We start from the raw sequence: 19,359 nt of genomic DNA, 5'->3' as shown, positions 1-19,359 counted from the left end.
TCAGACGATGCGCTTCTCGCCTGCTGTCACCTTGACGTCGAGGCGGTTGCCCGGGGGCGGGAAGAAGCAGAGGAAGTGGTCGGTCAGGGCGCACGGCGGCAGGTGCGCCTTGTTGAAGTCGGCCTCCAGCGTCCCATCGGGTCCCGGGGCGGGCAGCGGCAGGGTGCGGAAGCGGAAGGTCTCCTCGCCGTTCGTCAGATCTCCGAACTGGGCCGACAGGCCGCCGGGGGCCTCGGTGACCGCGAGGGTCCGGCTGCCGCCCGGCAGGTCGATCACCACCTCGCCGACCAGGAGGAGGTCGCGGTCGCGGCCGTCGGCGGTGGGAACCGTCTCCGGGCGGGTCTCCCCATAGGGGCGGAAGACGGCCGGTCTGACCCACGCCGGGTCATGAGCGAAGGACTCGATGCCCGTGAAGGCGCGCAGGGTCGGGGCGTCGGGGTCCCACGTCCGGATCGCGGGCCGGCCGTCGCGGATGACCAGCTGGATCCTCACCCGGCCGTGGAACAGGGCCGTCACGTCGGGGGTGATGACGACCGGGCCGGTCACCGGTTCGCCGTCGATGGTCAGGCCGTCGTCGAGGCCCGCCTTCAGTTCGACGCCGCCGCCGGTCGGGCTCCACACGCCGGGCACGCCCGGGACGACGGTCTCGCCGTCGATCCAGGTCGTGCCGGTCAGTGTGAGCAGGTCCCGCACTTCGTCCTCGCGAGCGGTCATGAGAGCTCCTTCCAGGCCCGGCCGAGCAGTTCGGCCGAGCGGACGCGGTCGGCGTGGTCGTGGGTGATGGTGGTGACGAGCAGTTCGTCGGCTCCGGTCACGTCGCGGAGGATCCGCAGCTTCTCGACCACCTGCTCGGGCGTGCCGACGAACTGGGTGTCGAGGCGGTCGGCGATCAGCTCGCGGTCTTCGGGCGACCACTCGTGCGCGCGCGCCTCCTCGGGCGTGGGGAAGGGGATCGCCCCCTCGCCGGTACGGATGCTGCGGACCCACAGCCCGTAGGGTTCGGCGATCCGCTTCGCCTCGGCCTCCGTCTCGGCCACGACGACGTCGGCCGAGACCATGACGTGCGGCTTCGCGTGCAGCTCCGACGGCTTGAACGCGTCGCGGTAGGCCTCCACGGCCTCCAGCACCGCCGACGGGCTGACGTGGTAGTTGGCCGCGAACGGCAGGCCGCGTTCGGCGGCGACCTGGGCGCTCTGGCCGCCGCTGCTGCCGAGGATCCACAGCTCCAGCTCGGCGCCCTCGCCCGGATTGACGTGGGCTTCCAGGCCCTCCGCCGACCGGTAGGCGCCGGCGATGAAGGCCCTGATGTCGTCGACCTGCTCGGCGAAGTCGGGCGACTCCGCGCCGGGCTGCTGGAGCAGCTGCGCCCAGAGCGTGAAGATCGACTTGTTGGCGATCGAGGCGAACGAGAACGGCTTGGGGATCAGCAGGCCGTCGACCACCCGCGCCTCCTGCGGCGGTGGCGGGGGCGCTTCGGCGGCGGCGCGGAACTCCTTGGCCCGCTGGCCCGACCGGCCGAGGCCCAGGTCGATGCGGCCCGGGTGGAGCGCGTCGAGGGTGCCGAACTGCTCGACGACGCCCAGCGCGGTCTGGTGGCCGAGCTGCACCGCGCCCGAGCCCACGCGGATGGTGCTGGTCGCGGCCGCGACCGCGCCGATCAGCACCGCCGGGGCCGAGCTGGCCACGCCCGGAGTGAAGTGGTGTTCGGCCAGCCAGTAGCGGTGATAGCCGGCCGCCTCCGCCACGCGCGCCAGGTCGAGGGTGTTGGCGAGGGCCTGCCGGGCGTCGCCGCCGGAGACGATCGGGGCCAGGTCGAGGATGGACAGCCGGGTCATGTGAGCCCTCCCAGGGGTCTGCTGGGGATTTCGGCGCGGAGCACGGGCGCGATCTCCGCTTGGAACAGTTCGAGCGAGGCCCGGTGCCGCGCCTCCGGCAGCCCGTCGGCCTCGGCCGAGATGTGCAGCACCTCGTGGCCGAGCCGGTCGTGGTAGCGATGGACCTTGTCGATGATCTGCTGGGGGCTGCCGACCAGGATCGAGCTGCGCTCGATGGCGTCCTCCAGGCTGTGGAAGACCGGGTCGAGGCCGCGCGCGGCGAAGAACTTCAGCCGCGCGTCGAAGATCGGCCGGTACGTCTCGATCGCGTCCTGCGACTTCGGGGCGCTGTAGTAGCCGGCCGTCCCGGCGCCGACGACCGCGTCCTTCGGGTCGTGGCCGTGGTGCTCCCAGCGTTCCCGGTAGTAGGCGACGAGTTCGGCGTACGGCTCGACCGGGTTCGAGACGTTCGCGGAGAACAGCGGGTCGCCGTAGGAGGCGGCCAGGTCGACCGACTCACGGCTGGTGGCGCTGCCGTGCCACACCCTGATCGGCTGCTGGAACGGGCGGGGCAGCACCTCGGCGTCGGCGAGCGAGGGGCGGAAGCGGCCTTCCCAGGTCACCCGGTCCTCCCGCCAGAGGCGGCGGAACAGTTCGTAGCTCTCCCGGTTGCGGTCCCACTGGTCGGCCTCGGTGACGTGGAACAGCTCGGCCTGCGCGGTGCCGTTGCCCTTGCCGATGATCAGTTCGAGCCGGCCGCCCGACAGGTGGTCCAGGGTCGAGTAGTCCTCGAACGCCCTGACGGGATCGAGCAGCGCGAGCGTGGTGACGGCGGTGAACAGGCGGATCGTCGACGTCTTGGCGGCGATGTGGCTCAGCACGACCGTGGGCGACGACGACAGGAACGGGCGTTCGTGGCGTTCTCCGAACGCGAAGCCGTCGAAGCCCAGTTCCTCGGCCACGACCGCGCTCCGCACGATCTCGCGGAAGCGCTGGTCGACCGGGATGCCGGGGTCGGTGTGGAAGCCCAGCGTGAGGGCGAGGAACTTCACGACACCCTCGCATACCGGCTGGCCGGACGGCCGAGCCCGAGACGTCCACGCAGGTCGGGGGTCTCGTACGCGGTCCGGAACGCCCCCCGCGACTGGAGTTCGGGCACCAGGCCACGGGTGATGGCGGTCAGGTCGTGCGGCAGGACCCCCGGGCGGAGCCGGTAGCCCGGGAAGCCCCAGTCCTGGAGCAGGTCGGCGAGTTCGGCGGGGGTGCCCTCGAAGATGTGAGCGTCCGACTCCAGCGGCGCGCCGTCGAGGTCGTCGAGGCGGGCCTTGTGGTCGCCGAGGAAGACGACCAGGTCGGCGAACACCTTCAGGTCGGGGTTGAGCTCCCTGACCTCCTCGACGATCCGGCGCGCGTCGTCGCGGTCGGTCGGGGTCACGTACAGGACGTCGGCGTTCTTGGCGGCGAACTCGTAGGGGGCGGTGGCGTGGCCCAGCGCGGTGATGAGCGGCTGGCCCTGCGGCGGGCGCGGGGTGATCGACGGGCCCTTGACCGAGAAGAACTCGCCCTGGAAGTCGATGTAGTGCAGCCGGTCGCGGTCGATGAACCGGCCGGTCGTGGCGTCGCGGATCTCGGCGTCGTCCTCCCAGCTGTCCCAGAGGCGGCGCACCACCTCGACGGCGTCGGACGCCTCGCGGAACAGCGCGTCCACGAACTCCTCATTGCCGGGGTCGAACGGCGGGAACTCGCGGCGGCCGAAGTGGGCGGCCTCGTCGGGACGCCCCGAGACCCGCGGCCGCCAGCCCGCGCGGCCCTTGCTGGCGTAGTCGAGCGAGGCGATGCCGATCGCCACGTGGAACGGCTCGGTGTGGGTGACGCTGGTCGTCGGGATCAGGCCGATCTTCGAGGTCAGCGGGGCGACCGCGGCGGCCAGCAGGACGGCGTCGAGCTTGCCGCGCACCTGGTCGAGGCGGTCGTCGGGGCCGTCGTACCGCGACGACTGGAGGCTGAGGGAGTCTTCGAAGGTGACCCAGTCGAGCAGGCCGCGTTCGGCCTCGATGACCAGGTCGGCCCAGTATCCGGCGGTGAACAGCCGGTCGGGCCGGGCGCCTTCGGCCCGCCAGGCGGCCGGATGCCAACCGGCTCCGTCGAGGGCGACGGCGAGATGCAGGCTCATGGGAGCTCCTTCAGTCCGAGGTGGTGGCGCAGGGTCGGGCCGGTGTAGTCGGCCCGGAAGACGCCCTTCTCCTGGAGCAGCGGCACGACCTTGTCCACGAGGTCGTCGAGGCCACCCGGGGTGAGGTGGGGCACGAAGATGAAGCCGTCGGCGGCGTCGGTCTGCACGAACAGGTCGATCTCCTCGGCGACCGAGCGGGCGGTGCCGACGAAGGTCTGCGGCGCGGCCGTCTCGATGACGAGTTCGCGGATGGAGAGGTTCTTCTCCTCCGCCAGCGCCCGCCACTTGGCCGCCGTCTCGGCGCGGTCGCGGCGGAACTGGGCCCGGCCCTTCGAGACGTCGGTCTCCAGATCGGGCTCGATGTCGGGGAGGGGCCCGTCGGGGTCGTAGCCGGACAGGTCGCGGCCCCAGATCGCCTCCAGGAACAGGATCGCGGTCTGCGGGCCGACCTGGGCGCGGCGGATCTCGGCCGCGCGCTCCTCGGCCTCCTCCTGGGTGTCGCCCAGGACGTAGGTGACGGCCGGGAGGATCTTCAGGTCGTCGGCGGTGCGGCCGTACTTCTCCAGGCGGCGCTTGACGTCGCGGTAGAACGTGCGGCCCTCCTCCAGCTTGCTGTGCCGGCTGAAGATGACGTCGGCGGAGGAGGCGGCGAACTCGCGGCCCTCCTCGGAGTCGCCGGCCTGGATGATCACCGGGTTGCCCTGCGGCGGCCGGGGCACGTCGAAGCGTCCCCGGATGTCGAAGTGCTGCCCCGTGTGCTCGAAGAAGCCGATGCCCCCGGGCCGGACGAACCGCCCCTCCGACCTCGGCAGCGCGTCGGAGGCCCAGGAGTCCCACAGTTCGCGGGCGGTCTGGAGGAACTCCCTGGCGCGGGTGTAGCGGTCGGCCTCGGCCAGGTAGCCGCCGCGCCGGAAGTTCTCGCCGGTGAAGGCGTCCCAGCTGGTCACGACGTTCCAGGCGGCCCGGCCGCCCGACAGGTGGTCGAGGGAGGCCAGCCTGCGGGCCACCTCGTAGGGCTCGTTGAAGGTGGAGTTGACGGTCGCGGCCAGGCCGAGGTGGGTGGTCACGGCCGACAGGGCCGACAGCACGGTCAGCGACTCGGGCCGCCCGACGACGTCGAGGTCGTGGATGCGGCCCTTCATCTCGCGGAGCCGCAGCCCCTCGGCGAGGAAGAAGAAGTCGAACTTGCCACGCTCGGCGGTCTGCGCGAGGTGCTTGAAGGAGTCGAAGTCGATCTGGCTACCCGACCTGGGGTCGGACCAGACGGTGGTGTTGTTCACGCCCGGGAAGTGCGCGGCGAGATGGATCTGCTTGGTCATAGTGCCCTCCTGGCACGGCTGCGAGCAGTTCTTGGGTGTACGGGTCGGCCGGCGCCGTGAAGATCTGGTGTGCGTCGCCCGACTCGACGGCCCGGCCGTCCTTCAGCACCAGCACGTGGTCGCTGACGTGGTGCACCACCCCCAGGTGGTGCGAGATGAACAGGTAGGCGACCCCGAGTTCGGCCTGCAGCCCGGTGAGCAGGTCGAGCACCTGCGCCTGGATCGACACGTCGAGCGCGGACACCGGCTCGTCGCAGACGATCACGCGCGGGCGCGGGGCCAGCGCGCGGGCGATCGCCACCCGCTGCCGCTGCCCGCCGGACAGCTTCAACGGCCGCCGGTCGAGGACGCCGTCGTCGAGCCCCACCTGTTCGAGCAGCTCGATCGAGCGCTTCACCCGCTCGCGACGGGGCGTCCCGCCGACCTCCAGGGCTTCGTCGAGGATGCGGCGTACCGAGAACCGGGGGTCGAAGGAGCTGAGCGGGTCCTGGTAGATGACCTGCGTCTGCCGCCGGTCGACCTCGACGGTCCCCCGGTCGGGCCGGAGCAGCCCGAGCACCAGCCGGGCCGTGGTCGTCTTGCCCGACCCCGACTCGCCGACGACGCCGAGCGTCTGCCCGGCCCGCAGCTCGAAGGAGACGCCGTCGACGGCGGTCCTTCCCTTGAACGTCTTGACCAGGCCCTCGGCCCGGATCACCACGTCACCGGGGACGGTGTTCCGGAAGCCAGGTCCCGGGATGGCGGCGAGCAGGCTTTTCGTGTACGGATGTTCGGGCGCCCCCAGCACCTGCACGGCCGTGCCGTCCTCGACGACGACGCCGTCCTTCATGACCAGGATCCGGTCGGCCAGCTCGGCCACCACCGCGAGGTCGTGGCTGATCAGCAGCAGCGCCTGACCGGCCCGTTTGCGTTCGGCCAGCAGCCGGAGGATCTGCGCCTGCACGGTGACGTCGAGCGCGGTGGTCGGCTCGTCGGCGATGAGCAGCCGGGGCCCGCAGGCGATGGCCGAGGCGATCAGGGCCCGCTGCCGCAGGCCGCCGGACAGCTCGTGCGGATACTGCTTCGCCCGGACCTCCGGTTCCGGCACGCCGACCTCGGTCAGCAGGTCGAGCACCTTGCCGGGGATCTCGTGCCGGGGCGCCGCGCGGTGCAGCTTCAGCGTCTCGGCGACCTCCTTGCCGACCGGTCGGAGCGAGTCGAGCGAGACCAGCGCGTCCTGGAGGACGTAGCCGATCTTCCGCCCCCGGATCGACCGCCACTGGCGTTCGCTGAAGCGGGACGCGTCCACCCCGTCGATCGCCAGCCGTCCCGCGGTGACGGTCGCCTCCTCCCCGGACAGCCCGAGGAGGGTGCGCGCGGTGACGCTCTTGCCCGACCCCGACTCGCCCACGATGGCCACGCACTCGCCCGGGTGGACGGCGAGCGAGACGCCCCGGACGGCGTCCACGGCCGGGAAGCTGACGTGCAGGTCGGTCACCTCGACGACGGGTGTGCTCACGCGATCCTCCGCTGCAGACGGCGTCCGACGACGGTGATGGACAGGACGGTCAGCGTGATCGCCACACCCGGGAAGACGGCGATCCACCAGGCGACCGAGAAGTAGTCGCGCCCGGCCGAGAGCATCGCCCCCCATTCGGGCGCCGGCGGTTGCGGCCCGAGCCCGAGGTAGCTGAGCGAGGCGGCGGCCACCAGGGCGGTGCCGACCTCGATGGTGGCCAGCACCACCAGCGGCTCGAACGCGTTGGGCAGCACGTGCCGGGTGACGATCCGGCCCCGGCTGAGCCCGAGCGAGACGGCCGCCTCGACGAAGCCCGCCTTGCGGATGACCATGGTCTGGGCCCGCACCAGCCGGGCGTAGCTGGGCGCGGTGTAGAGGGCGATCGCGAAGATCACGTTGACCGTGCCCGGCCCGGTGACCGTGATGACCAGCAGCGCCAGCAGCAGCGTGGGCAGCGACAGCACGATCTCGACCAGGCGCATCACGATCTCGTCGACCACCCGGCCGCCGAGCGCGGCCAGCAGGCCGAGCGCGGTGCCGACGACCACCGCCAGCGCCGTGGCGCCGAGACCGGCCAGCAGGGAGGGCGCGGCGCCGTACACGATGCGGGTGAAGACGTCGCGGCCGTTGGCGTCGGTGCCGAGCAGGTGGTCGGCGCTCGGCCCCTGGAGGGCGGCGAGCGCGTCGGCGGCGTCGGGGGTGCTGCCCGTGAGCAGGCCGGGCGCGATCGCGGCCAGCGTGATCAGGGCCAGGAACGCGACGGCGAAGATCCTCACGTGGCACCCCGCAGCCGGGGGTCGATGAGGAGGTAGAGCAGGTCGATGACGATGTTGACGACGACGTACAGGACCGCCGTGAGCAGCACCACGCCCATCACGACCGGCAGGTCCTTGCCGCCGACGGCGGTCAGGGTGAGCTGGCCGATGCCCTGGCGGGAGAAGATCTGCTCGACCGCGACCATCGCGCCGACCGTCAGGCCGACCAGCCAGCCGATCAGCGTGACCGTCGGGACCAGCACGTGCCGGAGCGCGTGCCGCAGGCGTACCCCCAGGTCGGACATGCCGCGGGTGCGGGCGGTCAGCACGAAGGGCTGCTCCAGGGTGAGCTCCAGGCCCTCGCGCATCATCTGGGTGAGCATGGTCGTGATCGGCAGCGCGACCGCGATGACCGGCAGCACCAGCGCGGCGAAGCCGTCGGCGCCGACCGCGGGGAACCAGCCGAGCTGGAACGAGAAGATCGTCAGCAGCAGGATCGCGGTCCAGAACGTCGGAATCGACACCCCGATGAGCTCCAGGCCCGACGACAGCCCCCTGATCCACGGCCTGCGCCGCGCGGTCAGGATCGCCAGCGTCGTCGACACCACGATGGCGACCAGCAGCGAGGCCCCCGCGAGCTGCAGCGACGGCCCGAGCTGCGCGCCGATCGCCGAGGCGACCGGCTCGTGCAGCTGGTACGACCGCCCGAGGTCGCCCCGCAGCACGCGCCCCAGGTAGGTGGCGTACTGGACGAACAGCGGCTCGTCGAGCCCGTAGTCGGCGATGATCTGGGCCCGCACCTCGGGGGTGACGATGTTGCTGCCGATCAGCACGTCGACCACGTTGCCGGGCGTCAGGTGGAGGGCGGTGAAGGAGACCGTCACCGCCCCCCAGAGCACCAGGATCGACGTGCTGAGCCGGGTGAGGATGCGGCGGATCATGCCTTCGACACCCAGGCGTCGTAGAAGGTCGGGAAGGCCTGCGGCTCGAAGGTGATGTCCTGGACGTTCTTCGACGCGCCCAGCAGGTAGGTGAAGACGTAGACCGGGACGATCGAGGCGTCGGCGTTGGCCTTCTGCTGGACCTTGGCGTAGAGCGCGGCCCGCTCGGCCAGGTCGGTGGTGCGCAGCGCGTCGGTCAGCCAGCCGTCGACCTCGGGGTCGTTCCAGCGGGCCAGGTTCTGCCCGAAGAAGTTCGGGTTGGGGATGTTGGAGATCGCGAACAGGTTGCGCAGCGCGTCACCGTCGGCCCGCTGCCAGCTGAAGTCGATCAGGTCGTAGTCGCCGGCCAGCGCCTTCGGGGTGAAGTCGTTGGGCGTGACGTCGACGAACTGGATGTCGAACCCGGCCTTCTTGGCCTCGGCCTGCACCTGCTCGGCCAGCGTGCCGCGCTGCTCCCGGGCCAGCGCCTTGAGGAACGGCCACCTGACCGTCAGCCGCTGACCGTCCTTGGTGCGGTAGCCCTCGGCGTCCTTGGCCGACCAGTCGGCCTCGTCGAGCAGGCGGGCGGCCCCTTCGGGGTCGTACTTCCACTGCGTCTCGGTGGCCTTGTCGTATCCGGCGGTCGCCGGGGAGATCGCGCTGAACGCCGGGTCGAAGGCGCCGAAGTAGAGCTTGTCGACGACGGTGGCGAAGTCGATCCCGTCGCGGAAGGCCTGCCGGACCTTCTGGTCGGTGAAGACCCCCTTCTCGTTGTTCGGGTAGTAGTTGTAGTTCCCGCCCGGGGCCTGCTTGCGGATGATGGTCAGCTTGGGGTTGGCCTCGACCTGCTTGACGTTGACCGGCGGCACGCCGGCGATGGCGTCGATCTGCCCGCTGGTCAGCGCCCCGAGCCTGACGGCGTCCTCGACGATGACCTTGAACTCCAGGCGTTCGAGGTAGGCCGGCCCGGTGTGCTTGGCGATCGCGGGCGCCCAGTCGTAGTCGGGGTTGCGGTGGTAGGTGATGCCCTGGTGCGGCACGAACGCGTCGATGACGAACGGCCCCGTCCCGACGACCTTCTTCGCCAGCGCCTCGGGCCCGAGCGCCAGCTGCTTGGGCGACTGGATGCCGAAGTAGGCGGTGGCCAGCGCCGCCAGGAAGGGCGAGTAGGCCTCCTTGAACTTCACCTCGATCGTCTGCGGGTCGACGACGGTGCTCTTCTCGTACGGCCCGAACGCCGCCGCCGCCAGCTGCGACTTGGTCGCCGGGTCGACGATGTGGTCGAGGTTGGTCTTCACGGCGGCGGCGTCGAAGGGCGTGCCGTCGCTGAACTTCACCCCGGTGCGGAGCTTGAAGGTGTAGGTGAGCCCGTCGTCGGAGATCTCCCACGAGCTGGCCAGCCACGGATGGATGTCGCCCTTGTCGTCGAGCGCGACCAGGGAGTCGAGGACGGGCCGGGTGAAGAGGCCGGTCACGTCCTGCGGGCTGGCGTGGGGGTCGAGGTTGAGCGGCTCGGTGTTGACGCCGAAGACGAGCGAGCCACCTTTGGCGGGCGAACCGGCGGGCTCTTCCTGGGGGGCGCTGGTGCCGCCACAGGCGGCGAGCAGCGGAAGTAGCAGTAATGCGGCAAGGGGGGCGCGGAACCGGCGCACGGAGATCACCTCTCAGTTTCCTACTTTTAATGTAGGAAATGGGGGAAACTCCGTCAAGCGGCTGTGGTCAGTGCCACCCTCCGTCGACCCGCAGCGTCGCGCCGGTGACGTAGCTCGCCCGGGGGCTGGCCAGGAAGGTCACCATGTCGGCGTACTCGGCCGGCGATCCGATCCGCCCGAGGTCGATCATCGTGGTCGACCGGCGGACGATCGTCTCGGCCATCTCCTCCCAGGTCTCCCCGAGGCCCGCCGCACGGCCGACGCCGACGAGACGCTCCTTCGCCGACGGCGTGAGGATGCCGCCCGCCGCCACCGCGTTCGAGGTGACCCCCGAGTCCTTCAGCTCACGGGAGAGCGAGGCGGCCAGGTTGTTGCGGGCGGCGTTGGTCGCGGCGTAGTGGGGCTGGGTGTCCATCGGATAGTCGGAGAGGGCGCTGCTGATCTGGATGACCCGCCCCCAGCCCCGCTTCCGCATGGCCGGGACGAACCGCTGGATCATGCGCACCGAGGCCACGACGTTGATGTTGTAGATCTCGTTCCAGGCGTCGGCCGACAGGTCGTCCCAGGTCAGGGTGGGGTCGAAGATCCCCATGTTGTTGACGAGGATGTCGATCTCCCCGGCGACCCGGGCCACGGCGTCGGCCCCCTCGTCGGTGGCGAGGTCGCCGATCGCGACGGCCCCGCCGATCTCCTTGGCCACCGCGTCGGCCCGGCCCCGGTCCCTTCCGTGGACGACGACCGTCGCCCCCTCGGCGGCGAGGGTGCGGGCGATCTCCTCGCCGAGGCCGCTGGTCGATCCGGTCACCAGGGCGCGCTTGCCCGTGAGCTGCAGGTCCATCTGAGGTCCCTTCATGGATTGGACTGTGCGGTCCAAACTGCCACCTCAAAAATGGACTGTCAAGTTCACTTTTTGCTAGAGTACCCAGGTGAGAGCACTGACTCCGAAGGGCGCGGCCACCCGGCAGCGAATCGTCGAGGGCGCCGCCAAGCTCATCCGCGACCACGGCCCCGCCAACGTGGGCCTCGACGACATCCGGGCCGCGACCGCCACGAGCAAGAGCCAGCTCTTCCACTACTTCCCCGACGGCAAAGCCGACATGCTGCTCGCCGTGGCCGCCCACGAGGCCGAACTCGTCCTCGACGAACAGCAGCCCTACCTGGGCGACCTGACCTCATGGGCCCAGTGGGAGGCCTGGCGCGACCGGGTGATCGCCCGCTACGCGGCCCAGCGACGCCGATGCCCGCTGTCGGCGCTGACGGCCCAGCTCGGGCTGGCCGACCCGGCGGTCGAAGGCATCATCACGGGCATGTACTCCCGCTGGCAGGCGCAGATCGCGGCCGGCGTGCGGGCGGTCCGCCCCGACGCCGACGCCGAACGGGTGGCGACCCAGCTCATCGGGGCGATCACGGGCGGGGCGACGATGCTGGTCGCCACCGACGACATCCGCTATCTGGAGATCGGCCTCACGGAGGCGATCGAGAACCTGCGCCGGGGAGCGCCCGGCGCAGGCTCATCACTCAGGTGATCAGGGGTTGTCGTAGCCGATCCAGTTGATCTGCCAGCCGTAGGCCTGCGCCGTGGCCGGAGTCAGCGCGGAGCCGTCGCGCCACTGCACGTAGACGCGGAAGCCGGTGGCGGTGGGCGAGTAGATCGCGCTCGGCCCGACCAGCGACCACTGGTTGCCGCCCGGCCCGGTGATGGAGGTGACGTAGGTGGGGGCGCCGGTGAAGCGGCCCGAGGTGGTGTCGACGTCGATGTAGATGCCGTTGGGTCCGTAGGCCTGCCAGCCCTGCCCGGAGACGGTGTTCCCTGCTGCGATGCGTGCGGTCGGCATGAAGGGGGGTCCTTTCGCCACGAGGCAATGTCACTCTAAGTATTCATCAATTACGGAGAGTGTCCAGGGGTGTTTTCTTGACAGAGAGTGATTCGTCGGAGACTTTGTGTACGAACTGAGGACCGCCAGTTCGCCAGGAAGGGATTTACCTTTGCGACGAATCGTTCCCGCGGTGGTTCTCACCCTCATCCCGCTGACCGCCGTCCTGTCTCCCCGGGCGGCCACCGCCGCGCCCGCCGATCCGCAGGTCGTTTTCAGCGAGGAGTTCGAGAACGGGATGGGCACGGCGCCTCTCATGGTGACCGACTACACCGGTCCCGCGCCCCACGCCATGACCTACACCGCCGACCCCGCCTGGCTGACCTCGTGCAACGGCCTCATCGCCAGCCGTCTCAACCCGGCCGTGGCGCCTCCGCTCGCGCAGCAGTGCGGCGGCTGGTGGCCGGTCGTCCGGGATCTCGCCGGCGCGCTCGGCCAGTGGGCGGGCGGCGACCCGGCCACGAACCACGCCGTCACGGCCTTCACGCACACGCCTCCCGGCGCCGGCAAGGTGCAACTGGAGACGGAACACCCGGTGTCCATCGGGAGCGGCAACCGGTTCGTCACGTTCTCGGTCGACGCGGCGGCGGTCAACTGCAACGTCGTCCATCCGCTGATCGCGTTCTACCTCCTCGACGGGAACACCGCGATCCCGACGTTCAGCCAGCCCATCGACACTTGCGCCGACCCCGGGGCGGTGATCGGCGGCATCTCGGTCGGCACCTACACCAGTGACGCGCCCGTCCTGTTCTCCGGCTCGCAGCTCGGCATCCGCCTGGTCAACACGCAGGGCGGCACCAACGGCAACGACGGGGCGATCGACAACGTGCGGGTGCTCGACGTGACCCCGACGCTCGGCGTCTCCTACTCGCCGGGCAGCCCCGCGATCGGGCAGACCGCCACGCTCAAGCTGACCGTGACCAACACCTCGGAGCTGCGGGAGAAGAACGGCTGGTCGTTCAAGGTCACGCTGCCCGACGGGCTGAGCCCGGCGGGGGCGGCGACGAGCGACTGCGCCCAGCCGGCGGTGTCGGTCGCGAACGGGGTCGTCTCCGCCGGCGGCGGCATCGGCGACGGCGTGACGAGCTGCACCATCAACGTTCCGGTGAAGGCCGGGGTCATCGGCGAATACTCGACCTGCCCGGCCGACGTCTCCGGCCGGGTCGGCATGAACAACGCGACCACGTGCGCGTCGGTGAGGTTCGTCGCGCCGGAGCACAAGTTCGACGCCCACGCCCACGCCGCCAAGGTCACCGCGCCGCTGATCGGCGGCCCGGCGCTGGTCCCCTCAGACGTCACCTGCACGGCCACGCCCGGCTCCGACCAGGACTCGCTGCTGACCGCGGTCATTCCGGCCGTCGCCTCGCTCGGGGTGCTGACCACGGAGGCCGCCGGGACGGTGGGGCCCGACGGGCTGCGTACCGCCAGGGCGAAGGCCACCACCGCGAAGCTGAACCTGCTCAACGGCCTGATCACGGCGGAGGAGATCACCGCTCAGGCGACGGCGACCGCCACCGAGACCGGGACGGTCACCACCTCCGGGACGACCACCTTCACCTCGCTCAAGGTCAACGGATCGACCATCACGAACCCGCCCGTCAACCACACCATCACCATCCCGCTGGTGGCGAAGATCGTCTTGAACGAACGGGTGCCCTACGGGAACGGCACCGGCATCAAGGTCAACGCCGTCCACGTGACGACGATCGCCGGAGTGGACGTCGTCATCAGCCACGCCCGCGCCTCCCTGACCCTCCCGGGCCAGTCCTGCCCCGCGTAGCCGCCGACCGATGAAAGGGCGGAAAGCCCAGGCACCGATCACCTGGGCTTTCCGTCGGTCGAACGGTCAGCCTGCCTGGCAGGAGACCGTCGGCCAGGTGCTGTTGCCGTTGCGCATGATGGTCACGCCCCAGTTGTTGCCGCTTCCGTTGGGCCGGGCCGTCAGGGTCTGCGCGTTCGGGTAGGACGCGGAGATGTTCCACGTCGAGCTGATCTTCGCGGGCGACGGTACGTTCATCGTCACCGTCCAGTTGCTCGAACCGCTCACCGAGACGTTCAGGTTGTAGCGGTCGGTCCACGACTGGCCCGCCGAGAGCGACGCCGTGCAGCCGCCGCCTCCGCCGCCGCCACCGTTGGTGGGGGTGGGCTGCGGGTTGGGGTTGCCGCCGCCGATCGTGATGTTCGAGCTGCCGCTGCTCTGGTAGCCCTCGGTCGCCATGATCATGTAGTCGTGGTTGCCGAGCTGCATGCCGGCCCGCGACCACGCGTCGAAGTGGTTGCCCGCGGTGATGGTGCCGCCGGTCTTCTTCTGCTGCCGCACGCTCCAGAACTGCTTGAACGTCCGGGTCCCCTCGATCGAGGGCGCGTTGGTGCGGGTCGTCTCGTAGATGTCGTAGGTGCCGCCGTCGCTGCTCACCGTGCCCTTGAAGGAGCCGGTCGGACGGTAGGTGCCCCAGTTGTCGACGATGTAGTACTCGATCAGCGGGTTACGAGTCCACCCGTAGAGGGTCAGGTATGCGTTTCCCGACGGGTTGAAGCTGCCCGAGTACGACACCGTCCGGCGGCCACCGGTCTGCCAGCCCTTGCCGGCGACGAAGTTGCCGGTGTTGCGCCATGAGGTGCTGTAGTTGCCGCCGGAGCCGAGTTCCATCGAGACCGTGCCCTGGGCGTCAGTCCAGAAGGAGTACCAGTAGCCGTTGTTGGTACCGGTCTGGTTGGTGGTCACGGCCGCCTGGGCGATGCCCGGCAACATCGTGATCATGGCCATCACCGTGGCCCAGACGCCAACGGCCGCTAAGCCTTTTTTCATGGATGTGCTTCCTCCCTGCCAAAGGGGCTCGGAACAACCGACGGGAGCGGATCGGTATCCCCGAAAGTGTCGGCGGGGACCTCCAGGCTGTCAACAACTTTCAGAAACATCTCCGAAACCTGAACCCGCAGCTCATGAGCGAATATGCAGGTCAGAGCAGATCGAACAGAAACAGCTTCTCGATGTAAGCAGATGAATGACGGCATCGAGCCGAGGATTGGGAAAGAAACTTTCGGGCGAGAAGCGAAAAGCCCGCTCCCCGGGCGAGGGGAAGCGGGCTCCGCGTGACGTCAGCGCTTGTGCTTCAGCGCCCACTCCAGGGCGTAGTCGGCGACGGCCTCCCAGCCGGGGGCGCCGCAGGTCCAGTGGTCGCGGCCCTCGAACTCGTGATACTCCGTCAGGGCGGGCGAGTTCTTGTAGTGCTTGGCGTTCGACCTGTTCACCGACGGCGGCATGATGTGGTCCTTCTCGCCGGCGATGAACAGCAGGGGCGCGCGGTCGGCGTCGAAGTCGACCCACGTGTCCTGGTGGCCGGGCTTGAAGTTGGCGAACAGGCCGTACTCCCAGACCCAGTAGCCGGGGGCGGCGATCGCGTACCGCTCCCAGACGGCGCGGGAGTCCTCCTCCGACAGGGTGTTGGTGAAGGCGTAGTGCCACTCCTCCGGCGTGAAGCCGACGGCGCGGTGCCGGTTGGCGGGGTTCTTCAGCGCCGGGAACAGCGAGCGGGCCTGCGAGATCGGGTTGACCCGCACGCCCTCGGTCGGGGCGGAGTCGATCACGACGCCGGCCGCGCCGAGGCCCTTGGCCAGCAGCAGCTGGGTCAGCGTCCCGCCGAACGAGTGGCCGATGATGATCGGCGGCTCGGGCTCGGCCTGGATCACCGAGGCCAGGTGGGCGACCGTGTCGTTGACGGTCAGGTTGGCGATGACGTCGGGGTTCTCCCGCAGCGCCTCGACTTCGATCTCGAAGCCGGGGTAGGCCGGGGTGAGCACCTTCACGCCCTTGGACTCCAGGTGGGGAACCCACTGCTCCCAGCTCCGCGGGGTGACCCACAGGCCGTGGACGAGGACGACGGTCGTCATGAGATGAACCCGAGGATGTCGGCGTGGAGGCGGTCGCGGTCGGTGTCGGGCAGGGCGTGGCCGCTGCCCTCGTACACCTTGAGAACAGCGCCGTCGATCAGCGCGGCAGAGCGCTTGCCACCCACTTCGAACGGCACGATCTGGTCGTCGTCCCCGTGGATGACCAGCGTCGGGACGTCGATCTTGGCCAGGTCGGGGCGGAAGTCGGTGGCCGAGAAGGCGGCGATGCACTCGTAGGCCGCCCGGTGCCCGCAGGCCATGCTCTGCAGCCAGAACGCGTCGCGGAAGCCCTGCGCCACGTCGCCCCGGCGGTTGTGGCCGAAGAACGGGCCGTCGGCCAGGTCGCGGTAGAGCTGCGAACGGTTCGCCAGCTCCCCCGCGCGGATCCCGTCGAACACCTCGATCGGCAGGCCCTCGGGGTTGTCGTCGGTCTTGAGCATGAGCGGCGGGACCGCGCCGACGAGCACGACGCGGGAGACGCGCGCGGTGCCGTGCCGGCCGATGTAGTGGACGATCTCGCCGCCGCCGGTCGAGTGGCCGACGAGGGTGAGGTCGCGCAGGTCGAGGTGCTCGATCAGGCAGGCCAGGTCGTCGGCGTAGGTGTCCATCTCGTTGCCGTGCCAGGTCTGCGACGAGCGGCCGTGACCGCGCCGGTCGTGCGCGATCGCGCGGTGGCCGTTGCTCGCCATGAAGAGGGCCGCGGCCTCCCAGGCGTCGGCGTTCAGCGGCCAGCCGTGGCTGAACAGGACCGGGGAACCCTCGGTCCCCCAGTCCTTGTAGAAGATCCGCGCACCGTCATCCGCGGTGACAAAGGGCACTGTGGCCTCCTTGGCTCGAGTGGGGTGACTCGAGCGTCGCGCGGATGCGGGTGTCTGCGTACCACGCGATTCACGTAGTTTGTCGGCGAGTTGCCGGCGGGAGACAGGTCGGGGAGCCGGTCGTCATGGCCGCCGATGCCGAACTCGGTGGCCGCGATGGGGTTCAGGCGTGCGTAGTCGTCGACGTAGGTCTTGCAACATAAGAGGGCCGATCCTGCGACGGGAGGACAAAGAGGGGCCGGTCGCGGGAGGCGCCCCAACCTCTCGGGGAACGACGCTGGCGGCATGACAGAAGAGCAGGACAAGCAGCCGCGTCCCGCCCGCCGGGCCGTGCTCGGGCTCGCCGCCGCGACCGCCGGCGCCGCCGCCTTGGCCGGGGCAGTCGTCGTCCCGCCGTTCCTCCACGACCCGCCGACCAGCCCGGCGGCCGCCGCTCCGCCGACCGGGCGGTTCGCCGGGAAGGTGGTGCTCATCACGGGTGGCACCTCCGGCATCGGGGAGGCGGCCGTGAGGGCGTTCGCCGCCGAGGGGGCCCGGGTGGGGTTCTGCGGGCGGCGGGAGGCCGAGGGGGCCCGGGTCGCGGCGGAGACCGGCGCCCGTTATGTGCGGGCCGACGTGCGCGACCCCGTCCAGCTGCAGGGGTTCGTGGACGACACCGTCAAGGCGTTCGGCCGGCTCGACGTCGCGTTCAACAACGCCGGGATCACCAAGACCGGCCCGCTGCACGAGCTGTCGGTGGCCGACTGGGACGACGTGCAGAACACCAATGCCAGGGGCGTGTTCCTGGCCATCAAGTACGAGGTTCCGCACCTGCTGGCGGACGGCGGCGTCATCATCTGCACCACGTCGGAGTCGCGCCGCCCGGGAGGGGCCGCGTACACGGCCAGCAAGCAGGCCATGAAGGGGATCGTCGAGACCGCCGCGATGGACTACGGGCCGCGCGGGATCAGGATCAACGCCATCGCGCCCGGCACCACCGACACCGCGCTGGTCCGCCCGGGGTTGCCCGGCCCGATCTGGGCAGGATTCAAGAAGGCGTGGGGGCCGCTCAACGTCCCGGCGCTGCAGCGGATGGCCACGCCCGAGGAGATCGCGCGGGCGGTGGTCGCGCTGGCCACCGACGAGTTCGGCTACATGGCCGGGTCGACCGTCCTGGTCGGGGGCGGGCCCTTCGGGGGCGGGCCCATGCGGATGCCCGCCGGTTTCCCTTCATCGGGATGAGGCCTGACGTTCAATATCGGTCATTACGGTGGTCAGCTGGCAATCTTGTGACATAACGGAAGGTACGCCGATGCTCCGTCCCGCCCTCGCCGGCCTGGCCCTGGCCGCCGCGACGCTCGCCCTCCCCGGCACGGCCACGGCGAAGCCCGCCCCCGCCCCGGTCGTCGTCGCGGACGTGACCATCCCCTCGGTCCCGCTGAAGGAGCTGCAGCCGTCGATCGCCGACGACCGCGGCGTGAAGCTCGGCGGCATCGGTTCCGGGTTGTTCCCCGCCTCCCGGAGCGGCGAGTTCTGGATGGTCACCGACCGCGGCCCGAACGGGCAGCCGACGGTGGCGGGCGAGAAGCGGCGTACCTTCCCCATCCCCGAGTTCGCCCCCGCCATCGCCCGGGTGTCGACCCGGCACGGCGTCGAGGTCAAGCAGTGGATCCCGATCACCGGCCGGTCGGGCCGGCCAGTCACGGGCATGTCGAACCAGGCCGGGCACGACGAGCTGCCCTACACCTGGGACGGCCTGACCAAGCTCGACTACGACCCGAGCGGCGTCGACACCGAAGACGTCGTCGTCGACCGGCACGGCGACTTCTGGCTGGTCGACGAGTACGGCCCGTCGCTGATCCACGTGTCGTCGAAGGGCCGGGTCATCGCCCGGTACGTGCCCGAGGGCCTGAACCTGACCGGCGCCGACTACCCGGTGAAGGACGTGCTGCCCGCGATCCTGTCGCTCCGGCCGCAGAACCGCGGCTTCGAGGGCCTGGCCATCAACGGGAACACCCTCTACCTGGCCGTGCAGAGCCCGCTGCAGAACCCGACGAAGGCCGTCGGCGACGTGTCGCGGACCGCGCGCATCCTCACCTTCGACCTCCGGCGCGGCCGGGTCACCGGCGAGTACGCCTACCAGTTCGAGGACATCAAGACGTTCGACCCGTCGTACAACGGCGACCAGAGCCAGATGAAGATCTCCGGCCTGGCCCACGTCGCGGGCGACCGGATCCTGGTCGACGAGCGCACCGACAAGGTCGCGCACGTCTACGAGATCAACCTGGCCAAGGCGAAGAACCTCCTCGGCGGCAGGTACGACCGCACCTCGACCACCCCGTCGCTGGAGGCGCTGACCGACCTCTCCCCGGTCCGGCCCGCACCGAAGAAGCTGGTCGCCGACCTGTCGAAGGTGGCCCCGACGCTGCCCGGCAAGGTCGAAGGGCTGGCGATCCTCGACCCGCGGACCATCGTGGTGGCCAACGACAACGACTTCGGGCTCGGCGAGTTCGGCACGGACGGACGCCTGATCGACTCCGGGGTGAAGAGCCGCATCGTGACGATCCGGCTGCCCAAGCCGCTCCGGTGATCGCAATCGTTACCTGATCACCCCTGTGCCCAGCGGAAACATCCGTGTTACAAACCTCTTGAATCACTCGGGGAGT

At 70.3% G+C, this 19,359-nt stretch carries 18 protein-coding genes; 4 read left to right on the top strand and 14 right to left on the bottom strand.

Going from position 1 to position 19,359, the window contains the following annotated elements; genetic code table 11:
* The 10 genes from FDA94_RS05755 to FDA94_RS05710 are packed head-to-tail and all read right to left on the bottom strand — an operon-like array spanning position 1 to position 10,984.
* Positions 1 to 714 carry a DUF1684 domain-containing protein gene (locus FDA94_RS05755; RefSeq protein ID WP_137245970.1) on the bottom strand — a complete coding sequence of 238 codons (714 nt, stop codon included), beginning with the start codon at positions 712 to 714 and terminating at the stop codon, positions 1 to 3.
* On the bottom strand, positions 711 to 1,835 hold the full coding sequence (locus FDA94_RS05750; RefSeq protein WP_137245969.1) for an LLM class flavin-dependent oxidoreductase: 1,125 nt from the start codon (positions 1,833 to 1,835) through the stop codon (positions 711 to 713). Before FDA94_RS05750 ends, FDA94_RS05755 begins: the two co-directional genes overlap by 4 nt.
* Entirely contained in the window at positions 1,832 to 2,866 is a 1,035-nt protein-coding gene (locus FDA94_RS05745) for an LLM class flavin-dependent oxidoreductase (RefSeq protein ID WP_137245968.1), read from the bottom strand. The genes FDA94_RS05750 and FDA94_RS05745 overlap by 4 nt, the downstream gene beginning before the upstream one ends.
* A complete protein-coding gene (locus FDA94_RS05740) occupies positions 2,863 to 3,987 on the bottom strand; it encodes an LLM class flavin-dependent oxidoreductase (RefSeq protein ID WP_137245967.1) in 1,125 nt (374 codons plus the stop codon). The genes FDA94_RS05745 and FDA94_RS05740 overlap by 4 nt, the downstream gene beginning before the upstream one ends.
* Positions 3,984 to 5,306 carry an NtaA/DmoA family FMN-dependent monooxygenase gene (locus FDA94_RS05735; protein WP_137245966.1) on the bottom strand — a complete coding sequence of 441 codons (1,323 nt, stop codon included), beginning with the start codon at positions 5,304 to 5,306 and terminating at the stop codon, positions 3,984 to 3,986. The genes FDA94_RS05740 and FDA94_RS05735 overlap by 4 nt, the downstream gene beginning before the upstream one ends.
* A complete protein-coding gene (locus tag FDA94_RS05730; RefSeq protein ID WP_246059556.1) occupies positions 5,227 to 6,804 on the bottom strand; it encodes a dipeptide ABC transporter ATP-binding protein in 1,578 nt (525 codons plus the stop codon). The genes FDA94_RS05735 and FDA94_RS05730 overlap by 80 nt, the downstream gene beginning before the upstream one ends.
* Positions 6,801 to 7,580 carry an ABC transporter permease gene (locus FDA94_RS40320; protein ID WP_137245964.1) on the bottom strand — a complete coding sequence of 260 codons (780 nt, stop codon included), beginning with the start codon at positions 7,578 to 7,580 and terminating at the stop codon, positions 6,801 to 6,803. Before FDA94_RS40320 ends, FDA94_RS05730 begins: the two co-directional genes overlap by 4 nt.
* The gene (locus tag FDA94_RS05720; RefSeq protein ID WP_137245963.1) at positions 7,577 to 8,500 is read right to left on the bottom strand and encodes an ABC transporter permease; all 924 of its coding nucleotides are present in this window, start codon (positions 8,498 to 8,500) and stop codon (positions 7,577 to 7,579) included. The genes FDA94_RS40320 and FDA94_RS05720 overlap by 4 nt, the downstream gene beginning before the upstream one ends.
* Positions 8,497 to 10,140: an ABC transporter substrate-binding protein gene (locus tag FDA94_RS05715; protein WP_246059554.1), complete on the bottom strand. Its 1,644-nt coding sequence runs from the start codon at positions 10,138 to 10,140 to the stop codon at positions 8,497 to 8,499. The genes FDA94_RS05720 and FDA94_RS05715 overlap by 4 nt, the downstream gene beginning before the upstream one ends.
* A 58-nt stretch (positions 10,141 to 10,198) precedes the next feature.
* Entirely contained in the window at positions 10,199 to 10,984 is a 786-nt protein-coding gene (locus FDA94_RS05710) for an SDR family NAD(P)-dependent oxidoreductase (RefSeq protein ID WP_212735197.1), read from the bottom strand.
* Positions 10,985 to 11,057: 73 nt separating this feature from the next.
* Between FDA94_RS05710 and FDA94_RS05705 the strand changes: the two genes are divergently transcribed.
* Positions 11,058 to 11,657, top strand: a complete 600-nt coding sequence (locus FDA94_RS05705) for a TetR/AcrR family transcriptional regulator (protein ID WP_137245962.1) — start codon at positions 11,058 to 11,060, stop codon at positions 11,655 to 11,657.
* Here FDA94_RS05705 and FDA94_RS05700 read toward each other — a convergent pair whose 3' ends face one another.
* On the bottom strand, positions 11,658 to 11,966 hold the full coding sequence (locus FDA94_RS05700) for a hypothetical protein (protein WP_137245961.1): 309 nt from the start codon (positions 11,964 to 11,966) through the stop codon (positions 11,658 to 11,660).
* A 172-nt stretch (positions 11,967 to 12,138) separates the two neighbouring features.
* Between FDA94_RS05700 and FDA94_RS05695 the strand changes: the two genes are divergently transcribed.
* Positions 12,139 to 13,785, top strand: a complete 1,647-nt coding sequence (locus FDA94_RS05695) for a choice-of-anchor P family protein (protein ID WP_137245960.1) — start codon at positions 12,139 to 12,141, stop codon at positions 13,783 to 13,785.
* Positions 13,786 to 13,851: 66 nt separating this feature from the next.
* On the opposite strand, the gene FDA94_RS05690 is transcribed toward FDA94_RS05695, so the two are convergent.
* From FDA94_RS05690 to FDA94_RS05680, 3 genes are all read right to left on the bottom strand, one after another.
* Complete coding sequence (locus FDA94_RS05690; RefSeq protein WP_137245959.1) at positions 13,852 to 14,814, bottom strand: glycoside hydrolase family 11 protein; 963 nt, start codon at positions 14,812 to 14,814, stop codon at positions 13,852 to 13,854.
* Between the two features lie 290 nt (positions 14,815 to 15,104).
* Positions 15,105 to 15,896 (bottom strand): alpha/beta hydrolase, encoded by a 792-nt coding sequence (locus FDA94_RS05685; protein ID WP_137245958.1) that lies wholly within the window; start codon positions 15,894 to 15,896, stop codon positions 15,105 to 15,107.
* Positions 15,893 to 16,714, bottom strand: a complete 822-nt coding sequence (locus FDA94_RS05680) for an alpha/beta fold hydrolase (protein WP_137245957.1) — start codon at positions 16,712 to 16,714, stop codon at positions 15,893 to 15,895. Before FDA94_RS05680 ends, FDA94_RS05685 begins: the two co-directional genes overlap by 4 nt.
* Positions 16,715 to 16,999: 285 nt before the next feature.
* On the opposite strand from FDA94_RS05680, the gene FDA94_RS05670 reads away from it, so the two are divergent.
* Both FDA94_RS05670 and FDA94_RS05665 read left to right on the top strand, forming a co-directional pair.
* Positions 17,000 to 17,935 carry an SDR family NAD(P)-dependent oxidoreductase gene (locus tag FDA94_RS05670; protein ID WP_137245956.1) on the top strand — a complete coding sequence of 312 codons (936 nt, stop codon included), beginning with the start codon at positions 17,000 to 17,002 and terminating at the stop codon, positions 17,933 to 17,935.
* A gap of 70 nt (positions 17,936 to 18,005) precedes the next feature.
* Positions 18,006 to 19,283 carry an esterase-like activity of phytase family protein gene (locus tag FDA94_RS05665; RefSeq protein ID WP_137245955.1) on the top strand — a complete coding sequence of 426 codons (1,278 nt, stop codon included), beginning with the start codon at positions 18,006 to 18,008 and terminating at the stop codon, positions 19,281 to 19,283.
* The last annotated feature ends 76 nt before the right edge of the window (positions 19,284 to 19,359 follow it).

Source organism: Herbidospora galbida, from assembly GCF_005233835.1.
Taxonomy (GTDB): Bacteria; Actinomycetota; Actinomycetes; order Streptosporangiales; family Streptosporangiaceae; genus Herbidospora; species Herbidospora galbida.
The sequence above is the reverse complement of the archived record's forward strand: the minus strand, read 5'-3'. Positions and strand labels throughout refer to the sequence as shown.

Bases quoted from the DNA above. Each gene is read 5' to 3' on its own strand.
- FDA94_RS05735 (WP_137245966.1), bottom strand. From the start codon at position 5,306: ATGACCAAGCAGATCCATCTCGCCGCGCACTTCCCGGGCGTGAACAAC.
- FDA94_RS05755 (WP_137245970.1), bottom strand. From the start codon at position 714: ATGACCGCTCGCGAGGACGAAGTGCGGGACCTGCTCACACTGACCGGC.
- FDA94_RS05740 (WP_137245967.1), bottom strand. From the start codon at position 3,987: ATGAGCCTGCATCTCGCCGTCGCCCTCGACGGAGCCGGTTGGCATCCG.
- FDA94_RS05690 (WP_137245959.1), bottom strand. From the start codon at position 14,814: ATGAAAAAAGGCTTAGCGGCCGTTGGCGTCTGGGCCACGGTGATGGCC.
- FDA94_RS05710 (WP_212735197.1), bottom strand. From the start codon at position 10,984: ATGAAGGGACCTCAGATGGACCTGCAGCTCACGGGCAAGCGCGCCCTG.
- FDA94_RS05685 (WP_137245958.1), bottom strand. From the start codon at position 15,896: ATGACGACCGTCGTCCTCGTCCACGGCCTGTGGGTCACCCCGCGGAGC.
- FDA94_RS05750 (WP_137245969.1), bottom strand. From the start codon at position 1,835: ATGACCCGGCTGTCCATCCTCGACCTGGCCCCGATCGTCTCCGGCGGC.
- FDA94_RS05700 (WP_137245961.1), bottom strand. From the start codon at position 11,966: ATGCCGACCGCACGCATCGCAGCAGGGAACACCGTCTCCGGGCAGGGC.
- FDA94_RS05665 (WP_137245955.1), top strand. From the start codon at position 18,006: ATGCTCCGTCCCGCCCTCGCCGGCCTGGCCCTGGCCGCCGCGACGCTC.
- FDA94_RS05670 (WP_137245956.1), top strand. From the start codon at position 17,000: ATGACAGAAGAGCAGGACAAGCAGCCGCGTCCCGCCCGCCGGGCCGTG.
- FDA94_RS05720 (WP_137245963.1), bottom strand. From the start codon at position 8,500: ATGATCCGCCGCATCCTCACCCGGCTCAGCACGTCGATCCTGGTGCTC.